Here is a 1,381-nt window from a genome sequence, read left to right as displayed (position 1 = left end):
TATCTACCATACTCAATAACAAAGACAAAGCTAAAACAATAGCAACTAATAATGCTGTAATTATTTTTGCATTTAAACTCAAACCTTTTTTCCTTACCACATTTTCCATAATCTCAACCTCTTGTTTTTGATTTTCTAATTTTCCCATATATATATTTATACTTCTTTTAACTCTAAATAAATCATACTTAATTACATTAGCAACAGCGCTTAATCTAATTTCCTCATTATCGTGAGCTGCGAAATTTCTAGTATCATTTATTCTTTTTAAATCTTTTTTGTCAAATAAAGATAAGATTTCATCATCAGCACTTTCTTTGATTTTTTTAAAGCTTTCACTGATTTTAATTAGAGAAACAAAAATAAATCTTTGTGCATTCTCATCGTGCAATGTTTTTAATACATTCTCATCTTTGATTTGCTGATAAATTAAATTAATCTCATTTGCAATTTTTTGTAATCTTTTTATGTTCTCTAATCTTATTTCATTTGACATTTAAATTCCTTTACATTTAATATTAAAATTATACCAAAATTCACAATAAAAACCAAGTTTTTTAGTGCTTTTAAATGCCTATTTTATAGTATTTTGCAAGGGTTTTTATATTTTACATTTTTGTCCTTTATAAAGTTTATTTTAAGTGCTTTTTAAGCGTATTTTTTACACATAAAAGTCCTTTATATATCCCCTGAATGTCCTTTATAAAGTCCATTTTTTCTTTTTTTATTATTTTTTGCTTAAAATCTATCAAAAAAGTGCTTTATTTCGCCCCTAAAGGTGCTTTATATATCCCATAAAAGTCCTTTATAAAGTCTTTTTTATAAGCATTAAATATTGATATATTAGTATTTATTCTGTTTTTATAATTTAATTTGTTAATTTTAACTTTAAAATTAATATTGGTAAGATAAATCCTGATTTTTACTTGATGGTTATTATGGTGTAGTAATAATATTTTTATTGTATTTTGTGTATAATTGTTTGTTGTGAATTAGTGCTATTTTGCAAGAAAGGTAGGGTAAATGTCAAAAAACATAAATGCTTTTTTATTTGGCTTTACAAATATGTTTAATGCGGATATTCTTAATGCTATATCATTAAAAGATAGAAAGACAATGGTGGATAATTTTTACAAAAAGTCAGAAGAATTAAGAAAAGATAGCAATGAACAATATAAAACCGAAATCAAAAAAATCACAAAACAAAAATAATATTACTCTTAATCAGCAAAATAATACTTTCATTAATGTTAATTCTTCTTTTGATTTTTGTATAGACTATCAAAAGAAATGCAAGAAAAATGCATTGCATTAATGGAAAAACAAACAGATTATATTATAGATATTGAAAGAAAACTAATTAATGAAGATAGTAAAAATT

2 protein-coding genes are annotated in these 1,381 nt (G+C 23.0%); one reads left to right on the top strand and one right to left on the bottom strand.

Annotated features, from left to right (window positions below):
- Positions 1–496: HepT-like ribonuclease domain-containing protein (locus CAMP18498_RS07835; protein WP_337198257.1), on the bottom strand; the 496-nt coding region annotated here is incomplete at its 3' end.
- 527 nt (positions 497–1,023) lie between these two features.
- On the opposite strand from CAMP18498_RS07835, the gene CAMP18498_RS07830 reads away from it, so the two are divergent.
- A complete protein-coding gene (locus tag CAMP18498_RS07830; protein ID WP_263705150.1) occupies positions 1,024–1,212 on the top strand; it encodes a hypothetical protein in 189 nt (62 codons plus the stop codon).
- The last annotated feature ends 169 nt before the right edge of the window (positions 1,213–1,381 follow it).

Source organism: Campylobacter sp. W0066.2, from assembly GCF_024723515.1.
GTDB lineage: Bacteria > Campylobacterota > Campylobacteria > Campylobacterales > Campylobacteraceae > Campylobacter_D.
This window is presented reverse-complemented; position numbering and strand designations above follow the sequence as displayed.